The sequence below is a fragment of the Kribbella shirazensis genome, assembly GCF_011761605.1.
Lineage (GTDB): Bacteria > Actinomycetota > Actinomycetes > Propionibacteriales > Kribbellaceae > Kribbella > Kribbella shirazensis.
Genome location: NZ_JAASRO010000001.1, coordinates 3,269,404 through 3,293,434, shown reverse-complemented (window position 1 = coordinate 3,293,434; position 24,031 = coordinate 3,269,404). Strand labels below are relative to the sequence as shown.

26 protein-coding genes and 1 riboswitch are annotated in these 24,031 nt (G+C 69.6%); of the genes, 9 read left to right on the top strand and 17 right to left on the bottom strand.

Going from position 1 to position 24,031, the window contains the following annotated elements; translation table 11 throughout:
* Nucleotides 1–10 precede the first annotated feature (10 nt).
* Nucleotides 11–877: a phosphotransferase gene (locus tag BJY22_RS16250; protein WP_167207673.1), complete on the top strand. Its 867-nt coding sequence runs from the start codon at nucleotides 11–13 to the stop codon at nucleotides 875–877.
* Between the two features lie 33 nt (nucleotides 878–910).
* Here the strand turns inward: BJY22_RS16250 and ribH are convergent, their stop codons facing one another.
* From ribH to BJY22_RS16220, 6 genes are all read right to left on the bottom strand, one after another.
* Nucleotides 911–1,387, bottom strand: a complete 477-nt coding sequence (ribH, locus tag BJY22_RS16245) for a 6,7-dimethyl-8-ribityllumazine synthase (protein WP_167207671.1) — start codon at nucleotides 1,385–1,387, stop codon at nucleotides 911–913.
* Entirely contained in the window at nucleotides 1,387–2,643 is a 1,257-nt protein-coding gene (locus tag BJY22_RS16240; protein WP_167207669.1) for a bifunctional 3,4-dihydroxy-2-butanone-4-phosphate synthase/GTP cyclohydrolase II, read from the bottom strand. Before BJY22_RS16240 ends, ribH begins: the two co-directional genes overlap by 1 nt.
* A 1-nt stretch (nucleotide 2,644) precedes the next feature.
* Nucleotides 2,645–3,319: a nicotinamide riboside transporter PnuC gene (pnuC, locus tag BJY22_RS16235; RefSeq protein ID WP_167207667.1), complete on the bottom strand. Its 675-nt coding sequence runs from the start codon at nucleotides 3,317–3,319 to the stop codon at nucleotides 2,645–2,647.
* On the bottom strand, nucleotides 3,316–3,978 hold the full coding sequence (locus BJY22_RS16230; protein ID WP_167207665.1) for a riboflavin synthase: 663 nt from the start codon (nucleotides 3,976–3,978) through the stop codon (nucleotides 3,316–3,318). Before BJY22_RS16230 ends, pnuC begins: the two co-directional genes overlap by 4 nt.
* A complete protein-coding gene (gene ribD / locus BJY22_RS16225) occupies nucleotides 3,979–4,989 on the bottom strand; it encodes a bifunctional diaminohydroxyphosphoribosylaminopyrimidine deaminase/5-amino-6-(5-phosphoribosylamino)uracil reductase RibD (RefSeq protein WP_167218300.1) in 1,011 nt (336 codons plus the stop codon). It lies immediately after the preceding gene.
* 154 nt (nucleotides 4,990–5,143) lie between these two features.
* A riboswitch (FMN riboswitch) is annotated at nucleotides 5,144–5,275 on the bottom strand.
* Nucleotides 5,276–5,333: 58 nt separating this feature from the next.
* On the bottom strand, nucleotides 5,334–6,548 hold the full coding sequence (locus tag BJY22_RS16220; RefSeq protein ID WP_167207663.1) for an MFS transporter: 1,215 nt from the start codon (nucleotides 6,546–6,548) through the stop codon (nucleotides 5,334–5,336).
* A gap of 119 nt (nucleotides 6,549–6,667) precedes the next feature.
* On the opposite strand from BJY22_RS16220, the gene BJY22_RS16215 reads away from it, so the two are divergent.
* The 5 genes from BJY22_RS16215 to BJY22_RS16195 all read left to right on the top strand — a co-directional run bounded on the left by BJY22_RS16215 (nucleotide 6,668) and on the right by BJY22_RS16195 (nucleotide 10,567).
* On the top strand, nucleotides 6,668–7,297 hold the full coding sequence (locus tag BJY22_RS16215; protein WP_167207661.1) for a helix-turn-helix domain-containing protein: 630 nt from the start codon (nucleotides 6,668–6,670) through the stop codon (nucleotides 7,295–7,297).
* Nucleotides 7,298–7,441: 144 nt separating this feature from the next.
* Nucleotides 7,442–8,293 (top strand): transporter substrate-binding domain-containing protein, encoded by an 852-nt coding sequence (locus tag BJY22_RS16210; RefSeq protein WP_167207659.1) that lies wholly within the window; start codon nucleotides 7,442–7,444, stop codon nucleotides 8,291–8,293.
* Nucleotides 8,293–9,048, top strand: a complete 756-nt coding sequence (locus tag BJY22_RS16205) for an amino acid ABC transporter permease (protein ID WP_167207657.1) — start codon at nucleotides 8,293–8,295, stop codon at nucleotides 9,046–9,048. Before BJY22_RS16210 ends, BJY22_RS16205 begins: the two co-directional genes overlap by 1 nt.
* On the top strand, nucleotides 9,035–9,772 hold the full coding sequence (locus BJY22_RS16200) for an amino acid ABC transporter ATP-binding protein (RefSeq protein WP_167207655.1): 738 nt from the start codon (nucleotides 9,035–9,037) through the stop codon (nucleotides 9,770–9,772). The genes BJY22_RS16205 and BJY22_RS16200 overlap by 14 nt, the downstream gene beginning before the upstream one ends.
* A gap of 57 nt (nucleotides 9,773–9,829) precedes the next feature.
* Nucleotides 9,830–10,567, top strand: coding sequence for a polysaccharide deacetylase family protein (locus BJY22_RS16195; RefSeq protein WP_238350376.1), 738 nt, complete (start codon nucleotides 9,830–9,832; stop codon nucleotides 10,565–10,567).
* On the opposite strand, the gene BJY22_RS16190 is transcribed toward BJY22_RS16195, so the two are convergent.
* Complete coding sequence (locus BJY22_RS16190) at nucleotides 10,564–11,316, bottom strand: HAD-IIA family hydrolase (protein ID WP_167218296.1); 753 nt, start codon at nucleotides 11,314–11,316, stop codon at nucleotides 10,564–10,566. The two genes, BJY22_RS16195 and BJY22_RS16190, sit on opposite strands and share 4 nt — an antisense overlap.
* Nucleotides 11,317–11,446: 130 nt before the next feature.
* Between BJY22_RS16190 and BJY22_RS16185 the strand changes: the two genes are divergently transcribed.
* Nucleotides 11,447–12,658, top strand: a complete 1,212-nt coding sequence (locus tag BJY22_RS16185; protein WP_167207653.1) for an MFS transporter — start codon at nucleotides 11,447–11,449, stop codon at nucleotides 12,656–12,658.
* Here the strand turns inward: BJY22_RS16185 and rpe are convergent.
* From rpe to BJY22_RS16150, 7 genes are all read right to left on the bottom strand, one after another.
* Complete coding sequence (rpe, locus tag BJY22_RS16180) at nucleotides 12,623–13,288, bottom strand: ribulose-phosphate 3-epimerase (protein ID WP_167207651.1); 666 nt, start codon at nucleotides 13,286–13,288, stop codon at nucleotides 12,623–12,625. The two genes, BJY22_RS16185 and rpe, sit on opposite strands and share 36 nt — an antisense overlap.
* A gap of 34 nt (nucleotides 13,289–13,322) precedes the next feature.
* A complete protein-coding gene (locus BJY22_RS16175; RefSeq protein WP_167207649.1) occupies nucleotides 13,323–14,057 on the bottom strand; it encodes a cobalt-precorrin-6A reductase in 735 nt (244 codons plus the stop codon).
* Nucleotides 14,054–14,794, bottom strand: coding sequence for a precorrin-4 C(11)-methyltransferase (gene cobM / locus BJY22_RS16170; protein ID WP_167207647.1), 741 nt, complete (start codon nucleotides 14,792–14,794; stop codon nucleotides 14,054–14,056). Before cobM ends, BJY22_RS16175 begins: the two co-directional genes overlap by 4 nt.
* On the bottom strand, nucleotides 14,791–15,999 hold the full coding sequence (gene cbiE, locus BJY22_RS16165; RefSeq protein ID WP_167207645.1) for a precorrin-6y C5,15-methyltransferase (decarboxylating) subunit CbiE: 1,209 nt from the start codon (nucleotides 15,997–15,999) through the stop codon (nucleotides 14,791–14,793). The genes cobM and cbiE overlap by 4 nt, the downstream gene beginning before the upstream one ends.
* Nucleotides 15,989–16,369 (bottom strand): TIGR03618 family F420-dependent PPOX class oxidoreductase, encoded by a 381-nt coding sequence (locus BJY22_RS16160; protein WP_167207643.1) that lies wholly within the window; start codon nucleotides 16,367–16,369, stop codon nucleotides 15,989–15,991. Before BJY22_RS16160 ends, cbiE begins: the two co-directional genes overlap by 11 nt.
* Before the next feature lie 81 nt (nucleotides 16,370–16,450).
* Nucleotides 16,451–18,049 carry an ABC transporter permease gene (locus BJY22_RS16155; RefSeq protein ID WP_167207642.1) on the bottom strand — a complete coding sequence of 533 codons (1,599 nt, stop codon included), beginning with the start codon at nucleotides 18,047–18,049 and terminating at the stop codon, nucleotides 16,451–16,453.
* Nucleotides 18,046–18,966, bottom strand: a complete 921-nt coding sequence (locus BJY22_RS16150; protein WP_167207639.1) for an ABC transporter ATP-binding protein — start codon at nucleotides 18,964–18,966, stop codon at nucleotides 18,046–18,048. Before BJY22_RS16150 ends, BJY22_RS16155 begins: the two co-directional genes overlap by 4 nt.
* Nucleotides 18,967–19,057: 91 nt before the next feature.
* Between BJY22_RS16150 and BJY22_RS16145 the strand changes: the two genes are divergently transcribed.
* A complete protein-coding gene (locus BJY22_RS16145) occupies nucleotides 19,058–19,570 on the top strand; it encodes a GbsR/MarR family transcriptional regulator (protein ID WP_337758736.1) in 513 nt (170 codons plus the stop codon).
* A gap of 45 nt (nucleotides 19,571–19,615) precedes the next feature.
* On the opposite strand, the gene BJY22_RS16140 is transcribed toward BJY22_RS16145, so the two are convergent.
* The 3 genes from BJY22_RS16140 to BJY22_RS16130 form a co-directional block, all read right to left on the bottom strand.
* Nucleotides 19,616–20,578, bottom strand: a complete 963-nt coding sequence (locus BJY22_RS16140; protein WP_167207638.1) for an aminoglycoside phosphotransferase family protein — start codon at nucleotides 20,576–20,578, stop codon at nucleotides 19,616–19,618.
* Nucleotides 20,579–20,748: 170 nt separating this feature from the next.
* Nucleotides 20,749–22,608: an alpha/beta hydrolase gene (locus BJY22_RS16135; protein WP_167207636.1), complete on the bottom strand. Its 1,860-nt coding sequence runs from the start codon at nucleotides 22,606–22,608 to the stop codon at nucleotides 20,749–20,751.
* Between the two features lie 52 nt (nucleotides 22,609–22,660).
* Nucleotides 22,661–23,305 carry an NBR1-Ig-like domain-containing protein gene (locus tag BJY22_RS16130; protein WP_202891136.1) on the bottom strand — a complete coding sequence of 215 codons (645 nt, stop codon included), beginning with the start codon at nucleotides 23,303–23,305 and terminating at the stop codon, nucleotides 22,661–22,663.
* A gap of 210 nt (nucleotides 23,306–23,515) precedes the next feature.
* On the opposite strand from BJY22_RS16130, the gene BJY22_RS16125 reads away from it, so the two are divergent.
* The gene (locus BJY22_RS16125; protein ID WP_202891135.1) at nucleotides 23,516–24,007 is read left to right on the top strand and encodes a CHAP domain-containing protein; all 492 of its coding nucleotides are present in this window, start codon (nucleotides 23,516–23,518) and stop codon (nucleotides 24,005–24,007) included.
* The last annotated feature ends 24 nt before the right edge of the window (nucleotides 24,008–24,031 follow it).

Below are 24,031 nucleotides of genomic sequence, written 5' to 3'. Positions count from 1 at the left end.
TGACCAGCCTATGGACACGGACGACATCACCCGGGCGATCGCGGCTACGACTTCGGTCGCCGCGACGCTGGGTCTGCAGGCCGACGACGCCATCGTTCTCCACAACTCCAACAAGCTGGCGCTGCGGCTGACGCCGTGCGACGTCTTTGCGCGGGTCGCACCCGTAGGACAAGAGGTCGCAGAGTTCGAGATCGAGCTCGCACAACGACTCGCCGGCCTCGGATCCCCGGTAGCCGCGCTGGAGCCTCGGGTGGACCCCCAGGTCCGCACACGCGACGGCTTCGCGGTGACCCTCTGGACGTACTACGAACCAGTGACACCTCACGTCTCACCAGAACAGTACGCCGAGGCACTGGAGCAACTGCACATCGGCATGCGCAAGGTCGCACTGCCGAGCCCGCGGTTCACAGACCGCATCGCGGAAGCCGAGCAGATCGTCGCCGACCCGATGCGCTCGCCGGAGCTCGCCGACGCCGACCGCGTGTTCCTCACCAGCAAACTACGAAGCCTGCAACAGACGATCGACAACCACGGCGCCGCAGAGCAACTCCTCCACGGCGAGCCGCACCCAGGCAACATCCTGAACACGAAGGCCGGCGCCCTCTTCATCGACCTCGAAACCTGCTGCCGAGGACCAATCGAGTTCGACCTGGCCCACGTCCCCGAAGCAGTCTGCACCCACTACCCGAACGTCGACCAGCAACTACTGGACAACTGCCGCCAACTAGTCCTCGCAATCGTCGCAGCATGGCGCTGGGACCACACAGACCAATTCCCGAACGGCGGGTACTTCGGAGCAGAACTCCTCCGCGCCCTGCACGCGGGTCCACCCTGGCCAACCCTCGACACCCTGGTCGCCCGACTCGACCGTCCCTAGCGCGTGGGTTGACCACGCTCCCCCACCACGCCGTTACTTCTCCAGTTGGCGGATGGCGGCGAGGGTGGAGAGGGCGGCTTGGGTGGCTTCGTAGCCTTTGTCTTCGCGGCTGTCGGGGAGGCCTGCGCGGTCGAGGGCCTGGGGGTCGTTGTCGCAGGTGAGTACGCCGAAACCGACGGGTACACCTGTGGTGACGCCGACCTGCATCAGGCCGTCCGTCGCGGCCTGGCAGACGTATTCGAAGTGCGGGGTGTCGCCGCGGATCACCACGCCGAGGGCCACCACCGCGTCGTACCCGGACTTGGCCGCGTGCAGTGTCGCGACGGGGAGTTCGAAGGAGCCGGGGACGCGGATGACGGTGTGGTCGGTGACGCCGGCGTCTTCCAGGGCGCGCAGGGCGCCGGCGAGCAGGCCGTCGGTGACCTTCGGGTGCCACTGGGCGGCGACGACCGCGACCCGGGCGCCGTCCACGCGGGGGACCTCGATGGTGGGTGCTCCACTGCCCGACATCAGCCGGCTCCGTTCTCTTCAGTCAGTCCAGTCAGATCTGTGGGGAGGCCGCCGGGCAGGTGGTGGCCCATCCGGTCGCGCTTGGTGCGCAGGTACCGCAGGTTGTGCTCGGTCGGGTCGATGGAGATGCCGCGCCGCTCGACCACGTCGATGCCGTAGCCCTGGACGCCGGCCAGCTTGTCGGGGTTGTTGGTGAGCAGCTTCACCGACTGCACGCCGAGGTCCGCCAGGATCTGCGCACCGGTCCCGTAGTCGCGGGCGTCGGCGGGCAACCCGAGGTCCAGGTTCGCGTCGACCGTGTCGCGTCCGGCGTCCTGCAGCTCGTACGCCTGCAGCTTGTGCAGGAGCCCGATCCCCCGCCCCTCGTGGCCGCGCAGGTACACCACGACACCACCCTCGGCGGCGACCTGCCGCAGAGCCTCGTCGAGCTGCGGCCCGCAGTCGCACCGCAACGAACCGAACACGTCGCCGGTCAGACACTCCGAATGCAGCCGTACCAGCGTCGGCCCGTCGCCGATCTCGCCGCGTACCAGCGCGAGCTGCTCCGACCCGTCCACCGTGTTGCGGTAGCCGTGGGCAACGAAATCGCCGTACTGCGTCGGCAGCGTCGTCGTCGCGACCCGCTGGATCTGGGACTCGGTACGGCGCCGGTACCGGATCAGGTCGTCGATCGACACCAGGACCAGCCCATGCTCGTCCGCGAACGCGCGCAAATCGTGCCCGCGCTTCATCGTGCCGTCGTCGTTCACGAGCTCCGAGATCACCGCGGCCGGCGTCAACCCGGCCATCCGGGCCAGGTCGATCGACGCCTCGGTGTGCCCCGGCCGCACCAGTACGCCGCCCTCGCGCGCCCGCAGCGGGAACACGTGGCCGGGCTGCACCAGGTCGTACGGCTCCGAGGCCGAGTCGGTCAGCACCCGGATCGTCCGCGCCCGGTCCGCCGCCGAGATCCCGGTGCTGATCCCGTCCCGCGCGTCGACGGAGATCGTGTACGCCGTCCGCATCCGCTCCCGGTTGTGCGGCGTCATCAGCGGAATCCCGAGCCGGTCGAGATCCGCGCCCTCCATCGGCACGCAGACCACGCCGGAGCTGTACCGGATCAGGAACGCCAGCAGCTCCGGCGTCGCCTTCGACGCGGCGAAGATCAGGTCGCCCTCGTTCTCGCGGTCCTCGTCGTCGACCACGATCACCGGCCGCCCGGCGCGGATCTCCTCGATCGCGTGCTCGATCGTGTCGAGCTTGAGTACGTCGCCCATCTCAGCCCACCACCGCAGGCTCGGGTGTCTCGACGCGCTCACGGTTCTGGATCCGCCACCAGGACGCGAACCCGACCACGCAGAACAGCCCGTAGACGATGTACATCGTCGCCGACGGGTAGAACCCGGACTGCAGCAGCAGCGGTACGCCGACCACGTCGACCGCGATCCAGATCAGCCAGAACTCGACGAACCCACGCGCCATGCCGTACGTCGCCAGGATCGACCCGGTGAGGATCCATGCGTCCCACTGCGGGCCCCACGAGCCCAGCTCGCGCAGCACGACGTACGAGATCGCATACAGCACGACCGCGATCCCGAGCAGTTCGAGCCGCTCGCGGGTGGTCGCCCAGCGCGGCTGCACGGCGGCCGCGGCACCGTGGTGCCGGGTCTGGTACCAGCGGTACCAGCCGTACAGGCTGACCAGCGCGAAGAACACCTGGCGCCCGGCCTGGCCCCAGAGGTCCTTGTCCTGCGGGGTGTCGAAGATCCCGCCGACGAAGACCGTGAACAGCAGCACGTTGCCGACGATGCCGACCGGCCACGCCGCGACCCGCCGGCGCATGCCGAACAGCGCACTGGCCAGACCGAACACGTTGCCGACGATCTCGCGGACGAGCACCGCCGAGCCGGCGATCACCACCTCGGAGTGCAACAACCAGTCGATCGGGTTCACCGCACGCCTCCGTTGTCCTTCACGTTGCCCGCTGTATTGCCCGCTGTGTCGCCTGCTGTGTTGCCGGCGCCGAGCAGTCTGTCGACGTACTTCGCGATCACGTCGACCTCGAGGTTGACGGTGTCGCCGACCTGGTTGCGGCCCAGCACGGTCAGCTCCAGCGTCGTCGGGATCAGGCTGACCCCGAACGTTCCGCTCTCGTCGTCGACGTCGGTGACGGTCAGCGACACGCCGTCGATGGCGATCGAGCCCTTCTCGGCGACGTACCGCAGAATCGCCGGGGACGTCGCGACCCGGACGTCCTCCCAGTGCTCGCCGGGCGTCCGCGCCGCGATCGTGCCGGTGCCGTCGACGTGGCCCTGGACGATGTGCCCGCCGAGCCGCTCGTGCGCCGTGACCGCGCGCTCGAGGTTGACCGGCGATCCCTTCTCCAGACCGCCGAGGCTGGTACGCCGCAGCGTCTCGCGCATCACGTCCGCGGTGAAGGTCGCGCCACCATGGTCGACCACCGTCAGGCAACAGCCGTTGACCGCGATCGAGTCGCCGTGGCCGGCGTCCTCGGTCACCAACCGAGCGCGGATCGTGAGCCGGGCGGCGTCGCCGTCCAGCAGGTCCAGGGACTCGACCGTGCCGAGCTCCTCGATGATGCCGGTGAACATCTACTTTCCTCCCAGAGGGACCAGGGTCAGCCGGACGTCGTCGCCGAGCCGGGTGACATCCGCTAGCTTGAACCGCCGCAGGTGGTCGATCGATTCCGCGCCGAGGTCGCCGACCGCGGCGTAGCCGGAACCGAGCACGGCCGGGGCGACGTACGCGACGATCCGGTCGACCAGACCGGCGCGCAGGAACGCGGCGGCCAGTGTCGGCCCGCCTTCGAGCCAGAGGTGCCGGATCTGCCGGTCGTCCAGCTGCCGGAGCACCTCGGCGGGATCATGGGTCGGCAGCAGCAACGTCTCGGCGCGGTCGTTGCGGATCCGCGCGGTCGGCGGGATCTCGCGGTCGCCGACCACCACCCGCAGCGGCTGCCGCGCCGCGGGGACGTCGAACTCGTCGCGGACCGTCAGCTCGGGGTCGTCGGCCAGCACCGTCTGGGTGCCGACGGCGATCGCGTCGCACTCGGCCCGCAGCCGGTGGACGTCGGCCCGTGCGATCGGGCCGGTGATCCACTTGCTGGTCCGGTCCGGCGCCGCGGACCGCCCGTCGAGCGTGGTCGCGAACTTCCAGGTGACGAACGGCCGCCCGGTCCGGACGCTGTGCAGCCAGACGTGGTTGACCGCTTCCGCCTCGGCCCGCAGGACGCCCTGCACGACCTCGATGTTCTTGCTGGCCAGCTTGTCGGCGCCGCCCGCCGCGGTCCGGTTCGGATCGGGTACGGCGTACACGACCCGGGCGATCCCCGCCTCGATCAGGGCGTCGGCGCACGGACCGGTCCGGCCGGTGTGGTTACACGGCTCCAGCGTGACGTACGCCGTACCGCCACGGGCCGCCGCTCCGGCCATCCGGAGCGCCTCGACCTCGGCATGCGGGCCACCGGCAACGGCGTGGAAGCCCTCGCCCACCGGATGCCCGTCGCGGCCGGTGATCACACAGCCGACGACCGGGTTGGGGTGCGTGCTGCCGGTACCTCTCGCGGCCAACTCGACGGCACGCCGCATCCAGGCGACGTCCATCGGCGACGCGTCGTTCACTGCTCGGGCCCCTCGTCGTCACGGTCCGCGCTTCCGGGGTCTCGTGACAACCGGCGACCACGCTCCGCCGCCCGGGTCCCGCCGTACGCCGTCCCGCGCGCACCGCCTGACCGGATGCCGGAGCACACCCGCCGATCGCGTGCGCCTCCCATCCGGACTTTCACCGTCGGTCCTGGAATTCCACCAGGTCAACCGATCGCCGAACCACAGCGACCGGGTCGCGGACTATTACCGCCGGCTCGGAATTACACCGACCCCGGAGCACGCGAGTGGGTTCACTCGTGCTTCAAGTATGCCCTCCCCCGCAACCAGCACCACGACCCAGGTCACATCGTGGTCGACGCCGGGGCGGCCAACCGCCGGCTGAGGGCCAGCGCGACGGCGGCCGACACACACCCGACGGCCACCGTGAACATCAGCGGGCGGTACCCGAACGCCTCGGCCAGCCACGCGGCGCCGAGCGGACCGACCGCCTTGGCGATCGTGGCCGGTGTGCCGATCATCCCGGCGATTGTGCCGAACCCGGTCGCGCCGTACCGGTCGAGCAGGATCGCCGGCATCGCGACCGACGACACCCCGAACCCGAGGCCGAACAGCACCAGGCACCCGATCGCCCCGCCGACGTGCATTCCGACCGCGGGCAGCAGGGCGACCGCGGCACCCTGACCGAGCATGATCAGGGCGGTGATCGTCGCCATCGGCAACCACCGGGCGGACACACTCGCCACCAGCCGTCCGGTGACCGACAGCAGGCCGAGCAGCCCGGCGAGACTCGCCGCCCGTGCCGGCGGATGACCGAGGCTGACGAGGTACAGCACGAGGTGGACCGAGATCACGGCCAGCCCGGCGCTGTGCACGACGAACGCACCGGCGAGCAGCCAGAACCCCGGATCGCGCAGAACCCGGGCCGCAGACTTGGCGTACGGTACGCCGGTGCGCGGCAGCCGCGGACGCCGGGGTACGGCGAGCAGGTGCAGCGGGACCGTGGTGGTGGCCACCAGGCCGGCGAGGACGACGAGTGCAGCCCGCCAGCCGTAGGTGTGAGCGAGATAACCCGTGAGCGGGATGAAGATCGAGCTCGCCAGGCCGCCGACCATGGTGATCGTGAGGATCGAACTGTTCCGGGCGGACGGTTCCGCGACCGCGACCACGACGGCGAACGCCGGTGGGTAGAGGACCATCGCGCTCGCGATCCCGATCACGACGAAGACGGCGTACAGCTGAACGGTGTTCTGGACCTGCGACCAGCCCAGGACGGCGAGTGCGGCCAGGAGCGAGCCGCCGCTCATCAGGCCGCGGCCGCCCCGCACGTCCAGGCGGCGTCCGACGGGGATGGACATCAGGCCGCTGACCAGGACGGCGACGGTCGAGGCGCCGACGGCCGTGGTGGTGGAGATGGACAGCTCGTCGCTCATCGGGCCGAGGAGGGCGCTGAACGCGTAGGTGAGGACGCCGTAGCCGACCGTCGTCGTGATCGCGAGCGCGGCCACCAGCAGTCGCACCCGGTCACGTGTCAGCCTGGTGACCGCCGCCGAGTCCATCGGCAGCAGTCTTTCACGACCGCTCACCTTCCCTGCAGCAAACCGAGACTGTTTGCGATTGCAATAATCCGACCCTCTGAGGGTGGAAATTAGCGTTCGCAAGTGCGAAGATCCTGGGCATGGAGCAGACGGCACACAATCTGCAGCAGCAGGTCGAGCTGTACGGGGAGCCGCTGGGCGAGGTGGTCCGGCGGATCACCGGGACGCTCGGCCTGACCCAGGGCGGGCTGGCCCAGGTGCTCGGCCTGTCCGCGCCGATGCTCTCGCAGCTGGTCAGCGCGCAGCGGGTGAAGATCGGCAATCCCGCGGTGGTCGCGCGGCTGCGGGCCGTCTCCGAGCTCGCCGACCTGGCCGTCGCCGGCGGGATCGAGCCGGAGAACATCGCCCACGAACTGGACGGCATCCGCGCCGCCACCGGCGCCTACACGCGCCCCACCACGGCACAGGTCCGGCGCCCACCCGGCGCATCAGGTCCCGGTTCGGGACAGGCGCCGTTCGCGTCGCCGACCGGGCTGTCCGTCGAGACCGCGCCATGGCCGGCACCGGCACCGCACGACGCGCCGCCGTCCGCGCGGGCCGTCGTACGGGAGATCCAGGACCTGTTCCGCGCCGTCGCCTCGGCCGACGAGATCCAGCGCGCCGCCGCGGCGGCGGCCGCCGAGTCGCCCGCCGTGGCCGAGCTCCTCCTCGCGTACGGCGCCGGCCGCACGGCCGACGCCCTCGCACACTATGAGCAGCATCACGGCTGACCCGCCGGATATAGCACAAGCCGACTGCACTTTTGCCCTCGTCTCATCCCTCGTCGGGCCGGAATTTCCGCGTCCCCGGCTGGTGTTGAGTTGCGGAGGTGGGGCGGATCGCCCTGCGTTCGTTGACGTTGTGAGGAGACAGTTGTGCGCGCGTTCGGCGCTTTTCGGCGGGTTGTCGCAGTGGCCGGTGCCATCACCCTGACCGCGGCGATGGTTGCCTGTGGCAGCGATCAGAAGGATTCCGCGTCGGGCCCGGACCTCGGGCTGATGCAGGCCGGGACGTTGCGGATCGGGACGCTCACCGACGCGCCGCCGAACGTGTACGTGAAGGACGGCAAGTTCACCGGCTTCGACAACGACCTGATCACCGCGGTGGCGGCCAAGCTCAACCTGAAGCCGGAGTTCGTCGGCACCGACTTCTCCGCCCTGCTGTCGCAGGTGAACGGCGGCCAGTTCGACCTCGGCAGCTCGTCGATCACGGTCACCGAGGCGCGGAAGAAGACGGTTGCGTTCAGCAACGGGTACGACTTCGGCTACCTCGGCCTGAACACGACGAAGGACTCCGGTATCAAGTCCTTCGACCAACTCTCCGGCAAGCGGGTCGTGGTCGTGCAGGGCACCGTCCAGGACGACTACGCCACGAGCAAGAACCTGAACCCGGTCCGCGTCCCGAACTACAACGCCGCGCTCGGCCAGCTCAAGGCCGGTACGGCGGACGCGTGGGTCTCGCCGGCCGAGATCGGCGAGAAGATGGCCAAGGAGCAGGGCGGCGGCACGGTGATCCTGGCCGCGAAGGAGCTGAGCGACGCGCCGATGGCGTTCGCGGTGGCCAAGAACAACGACAAGCTCCGGGAGGCGCTGAACAAGGCCCTCGACGAGGTCATCGCCGACGGCACCTGGACCAAGCTGGTCGAGCAGTACTACCCGGGTCGCGCCGTACCGGCGAACTTCAAGCCGGGCAGCGGATCGGTCAAGTTCACGGCGCCCAAGTCCTGATGGATATCTGGTCCACCCTGAGTGACACCTTCCTCGACTGGGAGTCGATGAAGGCGGTCCTGCCCGAGATGCTGAAGGTGGGACTGGTCAACACCCTCGTTCTGGCGGCCGCCTCGGTCGTGCTGGGCACTGTGCTCGGCATGATCGTGGCGGTCCTCGCCCTGTCCGCGAAGCCCTGGCTGCGCTGGCCGGCGAAGATCTACACCGACATCTTCCGCGGCCTGCCCGCGATCCTCACCATCCTGCTGATCGGCCAGGGCCTGTCCCCGATCACCCGGCACTGGTGGGGACCGAACCCGTACCCGCTCGGCATCCTCGCGCTCTCGCTGATCGCGGCGGCGTACATCGGCGAGATCTTCCGCTCCGGCATCCAGAGCGTGGAGAAGGGCCAGCTCGAGGCCGCCCGCGCGCTCGGCTTCAGCTACACCAGCGGCATGCGCCTGGTCGTCATCCCGCAAGGCGTACGGCGGGTGCTCCCGGCGCTCGTGAACCAGTTCATCGCGCTCGTGAAGGAGTCCAGCCTCGTCTACTTCCTCGGCCTGCTGGCGAGTCAGCGCGAACTGTTCCGGATCGGCCAGGACGCGGCCGCGACCAACGGCAACCTGTCGCCGTTGTTGCTCGCGGGCATCTTCTACCTGGTGATCACGGTGCCGCTGACCCACCTGGTGAACCACTTCGACAAGCGGCTGCGCGAAGGCCGCCCGGTCGAGTCGGAAGACGTACAACTGGAGGATCTCGCCCATGCGAACCGTTGACGCGGCAAGCCTGGAGGTCAGCGGCGTCGAGCTCGCCTTCGGCGCCAACAAGGTCCTCCGCGGCGTCGATCTCGCCGTACCGGCCGGGCAGACGGCCTGCGTGATCGGCCCGTCGGGGTCCGGCAAGTCGACGTTGCTGCGGGCCATCAACCGGCTGCTCGAGCCGGACGCGGGCGACGTGAAGCTCGGCGGCGAGTCGGTACTGCGGGGCGATCCGGACGTCCTGCGGCGCCGGATCGGGATGGTGTTCCAGCACTTCAACCTGTTCCCGCACAAGAGCGTGCTGGACAACATCACGCTGCCGCTGCGCAAGATCAAGAAGCTCGACGCGGACGCGGCACAGGCCGCTGCGCGCGCACAACTCGAGCTGGTCGGTCTCGCGCAGAAGGCCGGCGCGCGGCCCGGGAACCTGTCCGGCGGTCAGCAGCAGCGGGTCGCGATCGCGCGGGCGCTGGCGATGGAGCCCGAGGTGATGCTGTTCGACGAGGCGACGTCGGCGCTCGATCCGGAGCTCGTCAAGGGCGTGCTGGCGCTGATGGCCGACCTCGCCCAGGCCGGGATGACGATGGTTGTGGTCACCCACGAGATGGGATTCGCGCGCGAGGTCGCGGACCAGGTCGCGTTCATGGACCACGGGGTCGTGGTCGAGTCCGGCGTCCCCGCGCAGATCTTCGGCGCGGCCGAGTCGCCGAGGTTACGTCAATTCCTGTCACAAGTGCTCTAGCGTGAGCCTGTGAGGTTCCAGTGAGGATGTGAACCACCCACCCGCCCTGGGGGGCACATGGACGTTCGCTTGACGCGTGCGGGGAACAGGGTCGTCGGCCTGGCGATCATGATGCTGGTGAGCGCGGTGATCGGCACGGTCGTCGTCGCCGCCGCGAGATCACCCGCGAAGCCGGCCACGCCCACGCCAGCCCTGTCGGCGGGGCCGGCCACCACCTCGAAGACCCCGTTGCCCAGCAAGTACGTCGTACTGACCTTCGACGACGGTCCGGATGTCGAGTACACCCCGAAGGTGCTCGACATCCTCGCGAAGTACGACGCCAAGGCGACCTTCTTCGAGATCGGTCAGAACGTGGTCAAGCATCCCGAGCTGACCAAGCGGATCCACGCGGCCGGCCACAGCGTGCAGAACCACACCTGGACGCACGCCGACCTCCGCAGCCTGAGCGCGACCGCGTTCCGGCAGCAGCTCGCGTCGACGGACGAGGTGATCCGCGCCCAGACCGGCAGTACGCCGGCGTGTCTGCGGCCGCCGTACGGCGCGGTGAGCGCAACGGTCCGGCAGCGGGCGAAGGCGCTCGGCAAGGACCTGGTGGTGTGGACCGTGGACTCACGGGACTGGAAGAAGCCGGGGACCACCGCGATCGTGCAACACGTGCTGAAGAACGTGCGGAACGGCTCGGTGATCCTGATGCACGACGGCGGCGGCAACCGTACACAGACGGTGGCCGCGCTGCCCGCGATCCTGCAGGCGCTGAAGGCGCAGGGGTACGGGTTCCGCACGCTCACTTGCTAGGAGAGGGCGCTCACCAGCGGTACGACGTCCGCGATCGAGGCGACGATGCGGGTCGGGCGGTACGGGAACCGCTCGACCTCGTGCTCGCCGGTCGACCCGGACAGCACGAGCACGCTCCGCAGCCCGGCCTCGAGGCCGCTGATGATGTCGGTGTCCATCCGGTCGCCGATCATCACGGTGGTCTCGGAGTGCGCCTCGATGCGGTTCAGCGCGCTGCGCATCATCAGCGGGTTCGGCTTGCCGACGAAGTACGGCGCGACACCGGTCGCCCGGGTGATGAGCGCCGCCACCGAACCGGTCGCGGGCAGCGGGCCCTCGGTCGACGGGCCGGTCGGATCCGGGTTCGTCGCGATGAACCGCGCGCCCTCGGCGATCAGCCGGATCGCCTTGGTGATCGCCTCGAACGAGTACGTCCGCGTCTCGCCCAGGACGACGTAGTCCGGGGCGCGCTCGGTCAGCACGTACCCGACCTCGTGCAGCGCCGTGGTCAGCCCCGCCTCGCCGATCACGTACGCCGTCCCGCCCGGACGCTGGTCGTCGAGGAACTGGGCGGTGGCGAGCGCGCTGGTCCAGATCGACGTCTCCGGGATGTCGATGCCCGCGGCAAGCAGGCGGGCGCGGAGGTCCCGCGGGGTGAAGATCGAGTTGTTCGTGAGGACCAGGAAGCTCTTGCCGGACGCCTGTAGCGCGGCGATGAACTCACTCGCGCCGGCGATCGCACGCTCCTCGTGCACCAGCACGCCGTCCATGTCGGTCAGCCAGCTCTCCACCGGTTTGTGCTCGGTCACCGGCCCATCGTAGGCGGGCCGTCTCCGTCAGCTCGGCACTGCGTCGGGTGACACGTCGAGAATTGTCGGTGGGCGGGTCCAGAATTCAGCCATGGAGTTGTCCGGGTACCGCGAGCTGGCGCGGACGCGCGGTGTGCCGGCGCTGCTGGCGTCGTCGTTGCTCGCCCGGCTGCCCATGCTGGCCACGATGGTGCCGGTCGCGTTCCTCGCGAAGGACACGGGAGGGTCGTTCCGCTGGGCCGGCGTGGTCGCCGGTGCCTACTCGGTGGGCATGGCGATCGCCGGGCCGCTGTGGTCCCGGACGGCGGATCGCCGTGGCCCACGCGGCGTCCTGCTCGTGACCGGGATGGCGTGGAGCGTGGCGCTCGTCGCCCTCGCCCTGCTGCCGGCCGGGCTGTACCGGCTGATGCCCTTGCTCACTCTGCTCGCCGGCGCGCTCGTCCCGCCGGTGATGCAGACGTTGCGGGCCGCGTGGCCCCGGGTGGTCGAGGGCCCCGCGCTGCGCACGGCGTACGCGGTGGATGCGACCGCCCAAGAGCTGCTGTTCATGGTCGGGCCGATGCTCGGCGCGACCGCGGTGAGTGTCGCGAGCCCGCGGCTCGGCGTGTTGCTCGCGGCCGCGATGGCCGCGGTCTTCATCTGGTGGTACGCGTTGCGACAACCGGAGCCACGGCCACGGGACGATCGCGGCGAGGTGCCACTGACAGCTCGCCAGTTGCTCTGGCATCGGCACCGTCTGCCGTTGATCCTGTCCTTCGGTCTGTGGGTGACGGCGTTCAGCGGCGTCTCGCTCGGCATCGTGGCGTTCGCGGACGAGCACGGCGATCGGCTGATCGCCGGGATCATGGAGGCCGTCTGGGCGTTCGGCAGCCTGGTCGGCGGAGCCGTCGCGGGCGCATTGCCCGGTCGGCGTACGTCGTACCTGTGGCGGCGGGCCGCCCTGGTCACGGCCGGGATGCTGTTGTGCGTGTTCGCGACCTGGTCGCCCGTGGCGCTCGGTGTGGCGCTGGCGGTTTCCGGGCTGACGTTGGCCCCGGCGATCGGTGCGCTGTACGAGCGTCTTGGCGCGTTGACGCCGGATTCGGTGCGGACCGAGGTGTTCGGGTGGATGGGTAGCGCGGCCATGGGCGGTGCGGCGGTGGGGTCCGCAGTGTCCGGGGCCGTGGTGGAGAGCTTCGGGGTGCGGTACGTCTGGCTGCTGGCCGCCGTGCTCGCGGGGGTTTCGTTCGTGCTGTTGCTGCGGGTGCCGTCGGAGCAGCGGCCGGAGTTACCGGCCGCCGACTTGCTCGGCGAGACCGCGTAGGTGTTCGACCATCGCGTTCGGGTCGTCGGCGGCGTACACCGCGGAGCCGGCCACGAACACGTCGGCGCCGGCCTCGGCGCAGCGCTCGATCGTCTCGGCCGACACTCCCCCGTCGATCTCGATCCACAGGTCCAGGCCGTGTTTGTCGAGCAGTTCGCGGGTCCGCCGGATCTTCGGCACGCAGACGTCGAGGAACTTCTGCCCGCCGAAGCCGGGCTCCACGGTCATGATCAGGATCATGTCGAGCTCGGACAGCATGTCCTCGTACGGCTCGATCGGCGTCGCGGGCCTCAGCGCCATCGCGGCCCGGGCGCCCTTCGCGCGGATCTCCCGGGCGGTCCGGATCGGCGCCCGGCAGGCCTCGACATGGAACGTGACGCTCGACGCGCCCGCCTCGACGTACCCCGGCGCCCAGCGGTCCGGGTCCTCGATCATCAGGTGACAGTCGAGCGGCATGCCGGTCGCCTTGGCCAGCGACTCGACCACCGGCATCCCGAGGGTCAGGTTCGGCACGAAGTGGTTGTCCATCACGTCGACGTGCAGCCAGTCGGCGTTCGACACCGCCGCCGCCTCGTCGGCCAGCCGCGCGAAGTCGGCGGCCAGGATGCTCGGCGCGATCTGAATCCCCATGGCGTCAATCTATCGACCGCCCGCCGGGGGGCGCTCAGGCGGGGTTCTGCCGCATTACCCACTGAGCTGCTTGTTCGACCGAACTGACGGTCTCGGCTTCTGCAGGCAGGGCCGGTCGGCGGATCAGCACCACTGGGAGGTCCAACTGACGTGCGGCACGCAGTTTGGCCGCAGTCGCCGCACCGCCACTGTTCTTGGTCACCAGCACGTCGATCCGGTACTCCCGCAGCAGAGCCAGCTCGTCGGCCTCCGAGAAGGGTCCGCGCGCGAGGAGCAACTCACACCAGGACGGCGGCGGTTCGGGCGGGTCGACGCAGCGCGCCAGCGTCCACAGACCCGTGCCGGCGTAAGCGTCCAGGCCCTGCCGACCGATCGTCAGGAACACCCGCGCGCCGAGCGCCGGAAGCATCGCGGCAGCATCCGCGTGCGAATCCGCCGGCTGCCAGTCGTCGCCGGGTTCAGGCGTCCAGCCGGAGCGACGGAGGACCAGCAGCGGTACGCCGGTCGCGCGGGCGGCCTCGATCGCATGCGCCGTCATCGTCGCGGCGTACGGATGCGTCGCATCGATCACCGCGTCGACCGGATGCGTACGCAACCACGCCGCCAGTCCGTCCGCGCCGCCGAATCCGCCCGAACGCACTTCACCGGCCGGCAGCCGGGCGTTCGTGGTGCGGCCGGCGAGCGAGGTCAGCACGTCGATCCCGGCCCCGGTCAGCAGGCCGGCGAGCTCGCGGGCCTCGCCGGTCCCGCCGAGGAGCAGGACTTTCATCGGGCCCGGTCGACCGAGTACAGATGGCTGTCCCGGAAGGCCGTTGCCGACAGCACCTTTCCGGCGATGATCACCGCGGTACGGCGCACACCAGCGGCCTTCACCTGGTCGGCGATCCCGGCCAGCGTGCCCCGGAGTACGACCTCGTCGTCGCGGGAGGCCCGGGCGACCACCGCCACCGGACAGTCGGGGCCGTAGTTCGGGAGCAGTTCGTCCACGACGCGGTCGATCTGCTGGACGGCGAGGTGCAGGACGATCGTCGCCCGGCTGCGGCCGAGCGTCGCGAGATCTTCCCCGGCCGGCATCGCGCTGGCGCTGCCGCCGATCCGGGTGAGGATCACGGTCTGGCCGACCTCGGGGACGGTCAGTTCGCGGGAGAGGGTCGCGGCGGCCGCGGCGTACGCCGGGACGCCGGGCGTCACGTCGTACGGGATCCCGAGGGTGTCGAGGCGGCGCAGCTGTTCGGCCATGGCGCTGAAGACGGACGGGTCGCCGGAGTGCAGGCGGGCGACGTCGTGGCCGTCGGCGTGCGCGGTGGCGAGTTCGGCGATGATCTCGTCGAGGTTCAGGTTCGCGGTGTCGATCTTGCGCGCGCCGGGTGGGCAGTGGTCGAGGAGTTCGACGGGGACGAGCGCACCGGCGTACAGACAGACCGGCGACGACGCGATCAGGTCCCGGCCCCGCACGGTGATCAGGTCGGCGGCACCGGGACCGGCGCCGATGAAATGAACCGTCACTTGGTCACACTCCAGATGGTCACCGGCATCGCGGGGCGCCAGCCGGTCATCCCGCCGACGGCCGACGCGCGTTGGACCTGCAGCCGGATCAGGTCGCCGCCGAACGTCTTGTACCACTGGGCGATCAGCGCCTCTGTCTCCAGCGTGACGCCGTTCGCGACCAGCCGGCCGCCGGGACGCAGGGCGTTCCAGCAGGCGTCGACCATGCCGGATGCCGTCGCTCCCCCGCCGATGAAGATCGCGTCCGGCTGCTCGAGGCCGTCCAGTGCCGCGGGAGCCGCGCCTTCCACGACGTTCACCGCGGCGCCGAGCGCGGCCGCGTTGCGTTCGAGGCGTTTCGCGCGATCGGGGTCGCGTTCGACGGCGATCGCCCGGCAGGACGGGTGGTGGCGGGACCACTCGATCGCGATACTGCCCGCGCCGCCGCCGACGTCCCACAACAGTTGGCCTGGCACTGGAGCGAGCCGGGACAGGGTGACCGCACGAACCTCGCGTTTGGTCAGCTGGCCGTCGTGTTCGTAGGCGTCGTCGGGCAGACCGGACACGGTGGAGAGGATCGGGGCGTCAGCGGGGCAGCGGATGGCGATCACGTTGAGCGGATCGACTGCGTCAGACCAGTCGGCGGCTTCCGTCGTACGGACGCGTTCGGTCGGGGATCCCAGTTGCTCGAGGACGGTGAACTCACTGGAACCGTAGCCGCGGGCAACCAGCAGTTCGGCGACTTCGGCCGGCGACTGCGCGCCGCGACTGAGGACGAGGATCCGCCGGTCGGGCTGGAGGTGGGGGTGCAGCCGTTCGGCCGGGTTGGTGACCAGGCTGACCACTTGCACCTGGTCCTGCGCCCAGCCCAGCCGCGCACAGGCCAGCGAGACGCTCGACGGATGCGGGATGACGCGTACGGCGTCGGCGCCGAGCAGCCGCACCAACGTCGTACCGATGCCGTGGAAGGTCGGATCACCACTCGCCAGCACACAGATTTGCCGCCCGCGGTGCTCCTCCAGCAACCGAGGCAGCCCCTCGGACAACGGCGAAGACCAAGCAACCAGGGCGGACGGGGTCGACGGGAGCAAAGCTAGTTGGCGGGGGCTGCCGAGGATGACTTCGGCGGATTCGACAGCTGCGCGGGCGGCCGGGGACAAGCCGGGCCAGCCGTCGGCGCCGAGGCCGATGACGGTGACCGTGCCGCTGATGGCGTCAGCCGGCATTGCCCAGGACCTTCGTGACGGTGATCTCGAGGACCACACGCTGCGGATTGACCCGCGGCTCCTTGTAGCGCTTGGCGTACCGCCGCTCGGCCTCCCGCACGCGCTCGGGGTCGTCGATCACCACGGCACGCCCCTCGATCGTGCTCCACCGGCGCCCGTCGACCTGCGTCACCGCGACCGCCGCCTCCCGGAGCCGCGCGATCGCCCGGGCCTTGTACGACGTACCGGAACAGATCACCCGCACCAGCCCGGCCTCGACGTCGAGCGTCGCGCCCACCGGCGTCGCATGCACGGTCCCGTCCGCCCGGACCGTGCTCAGCACGCACAGATGCCGCTCACTCCAGAAGTCCACCAGCCGCTCACTGAACACCCCGCGATCGTAGACAGGCCCGCCCGGTACAGGACCGGGCGGGCCAAGCGCTGGACCCCTCAGACCAGCGCGATCCGGGTTTCAGCCGATGTCACGGCGGCGGAAGGTGGTGAAGCCGGCGACGGTGAGTGCCGCGGCGATCGCGGTCAGCCAGATCACAGGCGTCGCGGAGAAGTCGCCGCCGGGCAGCCGCGGCGTGTGACCGTACGGGCTGAGGTTGATCATCCACTGCGGCAGGCTGAAGATCTCGCCGAACTGACCGATCAGCAGGAACACGCCGTACAGCGCCCATCCCCCGGTCACCAGCTTCGGCGCGAGCCCGAACAGGATGACGACCAGTGCGGTGACCAGCCAGATCGCCGGCAGCTGTACGGCGGCCGCCGCGAGCATCTGCGGGATCTGCCGCCCCAGGTTCCCCAGCGACGCACCGCTCGAGATCCCGGACCCGAGACCGGCGACCAGGATCAGTACGCCGGTCCCCAGCAACGCCATCAGCACATGACTCGCCAGCCACCGCGCCCGGGTGACACCGGTCGCCAGCAGCGGCTCGGCCCGCAACGCGGTCTCCTCGGACCGCAACCGGAGTGCCGCCTGGATCCCGTACGCCGACGCGAGCAGACCCATCATGCCCATCTCGGTCGCCAGGAACGCGTCGGTGATCCCCTCGACACCGCCGAGCTTCTGCACCATCTCCTTCGCGCTCTCACTGGTGACGAACCCGTCGACGTTGCTCGCGATGTTGCCGACCAGCAGACCGAGCAGGAGGAACGCGAAACCCCAGGCGTACAAGGAGCCCCGGTGCAACCGCCAGGCCAGTGCGAGCGGGGACCGCAACGACGCGGCTGCCCGCGCCGGCCCGGGACGCGGCCGCACCAGACCGGCACCGACGTCCCGCCGCCGGATCAGCGCCGTCGCAGCCGCGATCATCACGGCGAGGAACACCACCGGCAGCAGCAGTACGACGAAACGGTCACCGGCGTACGGCCGCACCTGCTGCGACCACCCGATCGGCGACAGCCACGACACCCACCGCGCGCCGCCGTCGGCCGACGAGTCGCCGATCGCCCGCAGCACGTACGCCACGCCCAGGACGATGGCCGTCAGCCCGTTCGCGGACCGCGCCCCCTCGCTGACCTGCGCCGTCACGGCGCCCACCCCGGCGAACGCCAGACCGGCCGCCGCCCACATCAAACCGAAGGCAAACGATCCCTTGGCGTCCAGCCCGGTCCCGATCAGCGCGAGCGCGGTCAGCAGACCGAGCACGATCACGGTTCCCGCCGACACGATCAGTGCGGCGGCGAGAGCGGCGTACCGACCGAGGACGCCGGCGCTCAACAGTTCGAGCCGCCCGGACTCCTCTTCGGTCCGGGTGTGCCGTACGACGAGCATGGCGGCCAGCAACCCGACCAGCAGCGCACCGAAAGCGGTGAGCTTGAACAGCGCGACCGCCCCGAGCGAGGACTCGTCGAAGATCCGGCCGTACAGCGAGACCAGGGCCGGGGACGCGTTGGACGTCCGCGCGGCCTCGACCAGCGCGCTCTGTTCGGAGTACAGGTCGATCGACGCCTGGGCCGATCCGGCCGCCGTGATCACGAAGACCAGGATCCAGATCGGCAGCATGACCCGGTCCCGGCGCAGCGCGAGCCGCACCAGCGTCCCGGTACCGACGAAGTCACTCATCGCACGGCCGCCTCAGGCTCAGCAGCAGCCGCGACGTCGTCCTCGTAGTGCCGCAGGAACAGCTCCTCGAGCGTCGGCGGCTGCGCGACCAGGCTCTTGATCCCGCTCGCGGACAGCTGCCGCATCACCGCGTCGAGCTGGGCGGTGTCCACCTCGCAGCGGACCCGGTTGCCCTCGACATCGAGCTCGTGGACGCCGGGCAGTTGCGCGAGACCGTTCGGCGATCCGGCCAGCTCGGCGTGGATCGACGTACGGGTCAGGTGACGGAGATCGGACAGCGTGCCGGTCTCGACGACCTTGCCGCGGCGGATGATGCTGATCCGGTCACACAGCGCCTCGACCTCGGACAGGATGTGGCTCGACAGCAGCACGGTACGGTCGCGCTGGCGCTCGTCCTCGATGCACTGCCGGAACACCTCCTCCATCAGCGGGTCCAGGCCGGAGGTCGGCTCGTCCAGGATCAGCAGCTCGACATCCGACGCGAGCGCCGCGACCAGGGCGACCTTCTGCCGGTTGCCCTTGGAGTACGTCCGGCCCTTCTTGGTCGGGTCGAGGTCGAACCGCCGCAGCAGCTCGTCCCGCTTCTTCTCGTCCAGGCCGCCGCGGAGCCGGCCGAGCAGGTCGATCACCTCGCCGCCGGTCAGGTTCGGCCACAGGTTCACGTCACCGGGAACGTAGGCGAGCCGCCGGTGCAGCTTCGCCGCGTCGTGCCACGGGTCGCCCCCGAGCAAGGAGACATCGCCGGCATCACCGCGCAGCAGGCCGAGCAGGACCCGGATGGTGGTGGACTTCCCGGCGCCGTTCGGCCCGAGGAAGCCGTGCACCTCACCGGTCGCGACCTCCAGGTCGAGACCGTCGAGGGCGTGCGTACTCCCGTACGACTTGTGCAGTCCAGAGACCACGATGGCTGATGTCATGATTCATAACGTACACTTCGTTCAGAAAAATGTGAATCTTTCTAACGCGTCTCTGACACGTCAACAGGACCCGGGAGGAGATGATGGGGCTGTGAGCGCAGAGCGAGACGACGACGCCGTCAAGCGGTACACCGAGCAGTTCGGCAACCTGCTGGCCGAGACCGGCTGGCCCCGGATGGCTGCCCGGGTGTTCGCCGCGATCCTGTCCAGCGTGGACGGCCGGATGACCGCCGCCGAGCTGTCCGACCAGCTGCAGGCCAGCCCCGCCGCCGTCTCCGGTGCAGTGAACTACCTGCTCCAGCTGCGCCTGGCGACCCGCGAGCGCGAGCCCGGCAGCCGCCGCGACGTGTACGTCGTCCAGGACGACGCCTGGTACCAGACCATGATGAGCGAGGACGCCGCCCTGGTCCGCTGGTCCGACTCCCTCCGCAAGGTCCTCGACGCCTCCGGCGAAGGCACCGACACCTACCGCCGCATCCGCGTCTCACTGGGCTTCATCGACTTCATCAGCGAAGAGGTCAAAGGCCTCAGCGAACGCTGGATCAAACGCAAAGCGGAGATAGACGCCGAAATCGACGCCGAGCAGGCCGCCCCGCGCGAGTAACCGCCGTACGCCGGCCGCGGCGCGCCGGGTTCGTGCCGTTCCCGGTCAGACCGATGGACGTACGGCGGACGTTGAAGCGGGGGATCGGCTGCCTGCGTACTCGGCGAAGATCTCGTCGAGGACACGCTTCGCGCTCGCTGCCGCCAACCTCTTCTCGGCATCGTCGTAGGTGCCGGAGTAGCTGGACAACGTCTTCCACAGGGCCCAGCCGCGCCCACGCGCCCAGGTGCCCTCATCCACGGCCAGCCGATCACGGAATGCCTGGCGACCGTCGGTGGTCAACAACGTCCAGGCGATCGCGAGGTCACAGGCCGGGTCACCGACACCGCAGGTCCCGAAGTCGATCACGGCCGCCAACTGCCCGTCGTCGAGCAAGAGATTTCCTTCCGCGACGTCTCCGTGGAACCACCGGTCCACACCGTCCCAGCGGGCGTCGAGTGCGCTCGCCCAGATCTCTCGGGCGAGCTCGACGTCGATGCGGCCCTCGAGCTCCTCGAGGGCGCTCTGGGTGGTCTCGTGATAGGTGCGCAGGGTCGCGCCGCGGAACCAGTTGTGGATGCCTGGCTGGGGGCCGTCAGTGGCGTCGACGCTCTGCAGAGCGGCCAAGAAGCCGGCCACGTCGAGTGCGAATCGAACCGGATCGGCGATACGGTCCGGCGTGGCGGTCACACCGTCGAGCCACCGGTAGATCGACCACGGATGCGGGTAGTCCGCGCCGGGCTCGCCCTTCGCCAGCGGGACGGGAATGGGGATCGGGAGTTCAGGAGCGAGAACCGGAAGCCATCGGTGTTCCTTCTCGACCGCCTGGGCGTACTCGGACGCGCTAGGCAGGCGTACCACCATGTCGGTGCCAAGGTGAAACGTCCGGTTGTCCCAGCCGCCGTTGGCGACGAGATGAACGGGCAGACCGGCCCACTGCGGGAACTGCTGTTCCACGAGACGACGGACCTGGTCGGCATCGACATCGATGCGCTCCGGTACGGGACCGAGATCCGGCGTATCACTCATTGACAGACATCCTTGGAGTTGCTGAGGGCTGGAACGAATTCGCCCTGCACCGTAGCGCCATGGCGGCATCGCAGCCAGCGATTTTCCTCGGCCGTGAAGTGGGGACCTCGGACATCTGGTCAGATGTCCGAGGTCCCCATCGAGTGCACACGGTGATCCGCAGGACAGGGTCAGCGCAGTGACTTGCCTGCGATGGTGTCGAGGGTTTCCTGGAGCATTGGGTTGACTCGCTGTTGCTTCGACCTCGGGAGGTGTACGGCGTTGCCGTCTACGGGGCCGTCCACCGGGAAGACCGAGAGTTCGGCGGGTAGTGGGGACGTGCCGCAGACCTGGTCCTTGCCTGGTAGTTCGCCGGAGAAGACGAAGCGGTCGCCGATCTCCTCCACGCAGGCCGACGGCGAGCCGACGTACTGGCCGTGCTGGCCTTCGTCGTCGATGGCAACGAAACGGGTCGCCTTGGCGGTGGCCTCGTGGGTGCGCAGGGCACCCTCGTACGCCGTCGCCGGGTCCAGCTCGTCCTGCACCATCAGCATCCGCGGCGAGCCCTTCAGGTCCACCCTCCGGTCCTGCGGCGGGTACGGCCAGAACGCACACATCGGTACGCCGTTCATGTAGCCGAAGAAGTCGTACTTCTTCGCCATCCTGTCCGCCTCGCGCAGGTAGTACCGCGGGTCGTGGCTGAACGCGGTGTCGTTGCAGCGGACCGTCGTACTGATCGCGCCGAGGTTGACCGTCGCGTCACCCTTCGACCTGACCGCGGCTGCCCGGGCGTCGGCGATCACCGACCGGGTCGAGTCCACCCGCACCGCCGCGGCCGCCGCGGACGAGGCGGCCGGCGTCACGCCGTACCGGGCACGGATCGTGGCGAGTGTGTCGAACGCCTGCAGCTCGGGCGAGATCCGGGCCCACGCGCGGTCGACATGCCGCAGCTCGACCTCACCGGACGCCGACGGGTCCTTCACGTACTCGTCGTGCACGAGGACGTCGAGTGTGGCGCGGATGAAACGCACGTTGCCGTACTGCGCGCTGTAGATCATCCCGTCCAGGTTGTCGCCGCGGACGGAGCTGGTGCCGGCCTTGACCAGCTTCACCAGGTCGGCGCGAACCTGGTTGTACTTGGCCGTCACCTGCGCCGGCGTTGAGCCGAGCCCCTGGATCATGTCGGCATGCCGGGCGATCCACGGGATGAGCTGGGTGTCCCGCCGCCGCTGGCCGGAGAACGGGTCGAAGTTCATGTTCTCCCACTGCGTGTGGGTCCAGTCCATGTTGGAGTCGAGCACGAACCGGCCGACCCGCTCCGGGTACGCATCGGCGTACCAGCCGCCGAGCCAGGTGCCGTAGCTGTAACCGATGAAGTTGAGCTGCCGAGCCTTCAGCAGCGCCCGCAGGAACTCCATGTCGTACACGGTCTGCTGGCTGCTGGCGAACCGGCCGAACTCCGTCGCCGCGCACGCCTCGGCCAGCAGCTTCGCCTCGGCCACCTCGACCTCGTGGGTCAGCCTGGTGCGCTCCTTGTGGTCCGGCGTCACCGGCAGCGCGTTCAGCTTCTCGGTCGTGGTGATGCACTGCAGCGGCGTGCTCTGACCGAAGCCGCGCGGGTCGAACCCGAGCAGGTCGAAGTCGCTGAACAGCTGCGGTTTCTCGACTGCGAGCGACGCGGACAGCGTCAGGCCCGCGCCACCCGGTCCGCCCGGGTTCGTGGTCATCAGGCCCTTCGACGTACCGGTGGCCTTGCTGTGGGAGATCGCCACCTTCACGTCCGGGTGCGCGTCCGGGTTGGCCCAGTCCATCGGGACGGTGACCGTGGCGCAGTTCGTGGTCGGCGCCTGCGGGTACAGACGCTTGACCGCGGCGTCGAACGAGCAGACCGACCAGTTGATCGGCTGGTCGAGGTACTTCTGCGGAATGGCGGGCACCGGCGGATCCACCGGTCCCCTCGTCGGGTGCACCGCGGTGGCGGTGCCGGCGGCCAGCTGCGGTACGGCGAGTACCGCCGCGAGGGCCAGGGCGATCGTGCGCGATCTGATCATCTGCGAACTCCGTGTGTCCGGGCGGGGATCAGGAATGCAGGCAAACCTATCTTCAGAGTTCGTACGTGGTGAAGATCGTGCAGTAGATCGGTGGCGACTCGAGCCCCGGGTAGTACAACCGGCCGGCCGCGTCGGTGATCTTGAAGTACGCCGTCGACGCGCCGACCTGCGACGGCGCCCGCAACGTCATCCGCACCGTCACGACCTCGCCGGGCGCGGCGTCGGGCACCCGTTCGCGCGCGGGTGAACGCAGCCACCCCGGTGCACCGGCGGCACCCTGCCGCGTCAGCCAGCGGTCGCGCCACGGCCGTTCACCGCTGTTGCGGATCTCCCAGGTCTTCTCGAACGGCTGGTCGCGGCACACCTGGGTCCCGTCCGGGACGGTCTCGCCGACCAGCTCGGCCCGGTCGTCGGGATGATGGTCGATCGGCACCGAACCGCCGAGGAGCACCGGTTGCACGTGCCGCCGCAGGTCGCGCTGGGACACGTCACGGCCGGCCCGGACGGCGGCGTCGAGCTCCGTCAACTGGTTCACGAGCGCCTGGTTCGCACCGAACGAGTCGTCGTACCACTCGATCAGCTCGCGGCTCGGCTTGGTGTGACCGCGCTCGACCCGGGACAGATGACCCTTGTCCCAGCCCGACTCGGAGGCGGCGCGGGTCAACGGGACCCCGGCGGCCTCGCGCAGCTCGCGCATGCGAGCTCCGATCACGTACCGGGCCTGGGCTGGACGCACGGCGCACTCTCCGCTCTCGCCGCCAATTATCTACACAAAGTACCAAACTGCAGTCATTCAGTTACGTTGCCCACTGCGACAACCTGATCACGCTCTGATTGTCTGCACCTGGAAGTGATTCTCCAAGAGAACAGGCCGATCCATCGCAGTTCAGAGCGAAAGGCAACCACCATGACGTCCTCCATCTCCCGTGCGTTCACACGGCTGATCGCCACCGCGGTCCTCGGCGGGCTGAGCCTCGGGGGCTCCGCCATCGCCGCCACGGCCGCACCGGCACCGGCTCCCACCACGACAGCGACCAGTACTTCGCTCGGGCCGCAGTCGCGGGCCGACGACGCGATCGCCTGGTTCGCCGCGCGAAACGGCTCGACGGCCTACCAGGGGTACTGCGAGAAGGCCGTCGAGAACGCCTACGGCAAGACCGGGGTTTACGCGTCGGCCATCGCCAACTGGAACGCCGCAGTACGTCGCGGCGCCGCACACCGCGGCGACCTGAACCCGCCGAAGGGCGCGTTGGTGTTCTGGAACATCAGCCAATACGGACATGTCGGCCTGGCCACCGGAGACGGCTACTTCTGGGCCACGAGCGTCAATGGCCGGATCGGCAAGGCCAAGTTGCCGTACTTCTCCAACTACCTCGGCTGGGCGCAGCCGAACTTCTGAGCACCCGGGCGGCGCCTGGCCGAT